The 4,357-nt window shown below is 24.8% G+C and carries 3 protein-coding genes; all 3 read left to right on the top strand.

All coding sequences use genetic code 11. From position 1 onward, the window contains the following. The first annotated feature begins 223 nt into the window (after positions 1–223). Positions 224–976 (top strand): 5'-methylthioadenosine/adenosylhomocysteine nucleosidase, encoded by a 753-nt coding sequence (locus tag Q0V09_RS08260; protein WP_297488412.1) that lies wholly within the window; start codon positions 224–226, stop codon positions 974–976. A gap of 474 nt (positions 977–1,450) precedes the next feature. Next, the gene (locus Q0V09_RS08255) at positions 1,451–3,238 is read left to right on the top strand and encodes a hypothetical protein (protein ID WP_297488409.1); all 1,788 of its coding nucleotides are present in this window, start codon (positions 1,451–1,453) and stop codon (positions 3,236–3,238) included. Positions 3,239–3,330: 92 nt separating this feature from the next. Next, a partial coding sequence (locus tag Q0V09_RS08250) for an ABC-F family ATP-binding cassette domain-containing protein (RefSeq protein WP_297488405.1) occupies positions 3,331–4,357 on the top strand: 1,027 nt, incomplete at its 3' end.

Here is a 4,357-nt window from a genome sequence, read left to right as displayed (position 1 = left end):
ATTTATTTTTAAAATTTTCTTAATTTCAAATTAATTACAAACTTAACAATATTTAACGTTTTATTTATTTATTTTAGATTATTTTATGAATAGTAATATTTATAAAATAATATTTTTTTGTATTTGAAAACATATTCAAATAATGCTATACTTTACCAGTATAAAACTATTAAACAGTGGGCCTTTGCTTGCTGTTTTTATTATTTTAGGAGGATTTATTTATATGAAAAAATTATTAGTGTTATTGTCTCTTTTAGGATCCACTATTTCTATGGCTAATCAAATTGCTATTATAGGTGCTATGGATTCTGAAATAAAAAATTTACTAACTCAAATGAAAGATGTAACTGTTGAAACAAATGCATCTGTTACGTTTCATAAAGGATTATTAAATAATAAAAAAGTTATTGTTTTTAAATCTGGAATAGGAAAAGTAAATGCAGCAATGTCAACTACTATGGCTCTAGAAAAATATGATATTGATAAAATAATTTTTACTGGTGTAGCTGGAGCTGTTAATAACAAATTGAATATTGCAGATATTGTTATTTCAAAAGATTTAGTGCAATATGATTATGATACTACAGTATTTGGAACTAAATTAGGAATGGTTCCTGGTTCTACTAATGGAAGATTTATTCCAAATAAAGAATTAATTAATATCGCTAAAAAATCTGCTGATAAAATTTTAATAAATCATAAAGCTTATATTGGAACTATTGCTACTGGAGATCAATTTATTGCTGATAAAGTTAAAGTAAAATCACTTCAAGATAATTTTAATGCTATGGCTGTTGAGATGGAAGGAGCTTCTGTAGCTCAAGTAGCTAATTTATATAATGTTCCTTTTGTTGTTATTAGATCTATGTCTGATAAAGCAGATGGTTCAGCTCATATGAATTATAATGAATTTGAACAAATAGCTGCTGACAATTCAGTTAAAATTGTAAAAGAAATGTTAAATCAAATTAATTAATTTTTTAAGATCAATCTAATGGATAAATTAGGTTGATTTTTTTTATTTAATATATATCACATTGTATATAGTTGTTATATTGTAAATATTGTTATATTGTTATGTACCAAAAATAACATGCGTAATATAACGATTAACCTTTTATTTATATGGTCTAGATTGATTTTATACCAATGCTTATTAGTTGGGTGTATATATGCTTATTAGTTGGGGTTACTTTGCTTATTAGTTGGGTGTATATATGCTTATTAGTTGGGGTTATCTTGCTTATTAGTTGGGGTTAGTTTAGGGATTATCTATATTTTCGTTATTAGTTGGGTATATTTTCTAAAAAAAATAAGAAATTTGGAGAAAAGTATGGTAAAATTGATGAAATATGTTAAATTTCGTTATTAGTTGGGTGTATTTTCTGAAAAAAAAGCTCTTTTTTCAAAAGTAACCCCAACTAATAAGCAAAAAAAAGGAGTTATAATTGTGACTAAATTAAAAAAGAAAAGTTATGACAACTGGATGGAAACAGAAACAATAGAAACAGGGGAAACTTTTTATAGAGATGAGGATGTATCTATTGATGAAAAATTAGTAAAAAATAAATCTTTAATTAGAGTTGAAATGAATTTAGTTCAATTTCCCATTTTTTCCAAAAATACTTCTAAAAAGAAAAATGAAATAACAACTTATTTTTTTAATAAGAATAAAAGTACTTATATAAGAGTTACTCCTCAGGCAGGAGATTATATTCCTGGTGAGATGGAGGAAAAAATTTTTATAGCTTTAATGCAGTTAATGAAAGAAAATGGAATGCCTAGAAAAATTATAATAACTGCCTCTGAATTAAAAAACAAGTTAAAAATGACAACAGGAGATTATAAAAAATATATAAATAAATCATTGTCAAGACTAGCTTCAACAGCATATATATTTAATAATACTTTGTATTCAAGTAAATTGGGCGGAGTTATTAATGATAAAATTGAAACATCTATTTTTAATATAAGAACTATTAATTTAGATAAAAAACAAAATGAACAATATAGAATGACTTATACTGATAGAAGAGTAAAAGAGATATATGAAATAGAGTTTTCTGAACATTTCTATAATAACATTATGAAAAAAGGATATATGGTTTATGATGGAGATATGCTGCTTGAGATAGAAAGTTCAACAGCAAGAACTATTTATATGTTAATTGAAAAATTAAGATTTAGTGAATTATATTTAAAAATAGATACAATTTTTTTAATAAAAAGAATTCCTTTAAAATTTGATAAAAGAAATTTCCCACAAACAATAAAAACATTAACAAAAGCCTTTGAAGGATTAAAGTCAAAAAAGTTAATTGTTGATTTTAAATTTATAAAAAGTTCAACATGGGAAAATTCTGAAATAGAGATATATTTTCCAGAAACAGCAACAATAGAAAAGCAAGATCGATTTTTTGAAGATTTAAATGACTTTAGAAAAATATCAAAAGAGTTTGCTATTAGTGAGATGGAACATTCAAAATTAGATAAAAATATAGAAAATGATGAAAATGTAGTTATTACATCAGAACTTATAAATAAAGTTTTAAATTTAATGCCAATGAAAGCACGATTATTAAAAACAATGCAAAAAACAATAAGAGAATCTATAGAGTTATATGGTTATAAAAAGGTTGAATTAACAGCAAGATACATGAAGGCTCAAAAGGTTGATAAAATTAGAAGTTATTTTTTAAAAGCTTTAGAAAATAATTGGATTGAGGATGAAATTGAAATTCTTGATAGAAAGACTTTATCAGCATCAAAACAAGAGTCTCTAAATTTTGTTAATGAAAGCACACCTTCTTACGATGAAAGCTTATTCGAGTATTTTAAAGAGCTCTCACAAGATATACAGGATGGAATTGAAACTTATGCGTATAGAGATTATGTAAAAGAGTGTGGAATAGAGACAAAAATTCAAAAATTAGCTTTTATGGGTAGTAGAAAAATGTATATCTGTAAATATTTAGAAAAATATCCAAATATATTAGGAGAAAAAGATAAAATAGTAGAAATTAAGGAAGTAAAAGATGAAATTCTTACTAATTTTATTGATATTAAAGAAAGAGTATTAAATGTATTAGAGATAAATAGTGAAATTTATAGTGTAAATGGAATAAAATTAGAAGAGATAAAAAGTGAAATTTTAAAAGAGATAAGACCTTATGTTTTAAAAAAAATATTAACATATGAAATTTTAGAAAATATAATAAATAGTTATTTCGAAAATTAAATAAAGTAAAAATCTATCTTTTAAATATTTTTTATGTTAAAATTACAAAGAATAAAAAAAATAAAATATTAATATATAGGAGTTAAATTTTAATGAGTATTTTAGATGTAAGTAAAGTAAGTCATGGTTTTGGAGCAAGAGTTATATTAGAAGATGCTTCGTTTCGTTTGTTAAAAGGGGAGCACGTTGGTCTTGTTGGTGCAAATGGTGAGGGGAAATCTACTTTCTTAAATATTATTACAGGTAAATTAATGCCTGATGAAGGAAATGTAAGTTGGTGCAATCACATAACAACAGGATATTTAGATCAATATAGTACTTTAGAAAAAGGAAAAAGTATAAGAGATATATTAAAATCAGCCTTTGCTCATATGTTTGAATTAGAGCAAGAAATAATGGATTTATATGAAAAAATGGGAGATTGTTCAGAAGATGAAATGAATGAAATCCTTGAAAATGTAGGAGAGATTCAAAGCATATTAGAGGGATCTGATTTTTATAACTTAGATTCTAAAATAGAGGAGTATGCAGCAGGATTAGGACTTTTAGATATTGGACTTGAAAAAGATGTTTCTGAACTTTCAGGTGGACAAAGAGCTAAGATATTACTAGCAAAAGTTTTACTTGAAAATCCAATGATATTAATATTAGATGAGCCTACAAACTTTTTAGATGAAGATCATATTATTTGGTTAAAGAATTTCTTAAAAAATTATGAAAATGCATTTATTTTAGTATCACATGATATTCCATTTTTAAATGAGGTTACAAATGTAATTTATCATATAGAAAGTGCTGTTTTAACGAGATATACAGGAGATTATTATCAATTTATAGATATGTATGAATTGAAAAAACGTCAAATAGAACAAGCTTATAAAAAACAACAAAAAGAGATAGCTCATTTAGAGGACTTTATCGCTCGTAATAAAGCTAGAGTAGCTACAACAAATATGGCTAAAGATAGACAAAAAAAATTAGATCGTATGGACATAATAGAGATAGCGAGAGAGAAACCAAAACCAATTTTTGAATTTAAAAAATCAAGAACACCTTCTAGGGAAATAGTAACAGTTAAAGATTTAATTATTGGATATGATGAAGCACTTACAAAACCTC

It is taken from the genome of uncultured Cetobacterium sp. (genome assembly GCF_947039425.1).
Classification (GTDB): Bacteria; Fusobacteriota; Fusobacteriia; order Fusobacteriales; family Fusobacteriaceae; genus Cetobacterium_A.
This window is presented reverse-complemented; position numbering and strand designations above follow the sequence as displayed.

What these genes read in the sequence shown, in the direction of transcription:
- Q0V09_RS08260 (WP_297488412.1), top strand. Translation starts at nt 224, where the DNA reads ATGAAAAAATTATTAGTGTTATTGTCTCTTTTAGGATCCACTATTTCT.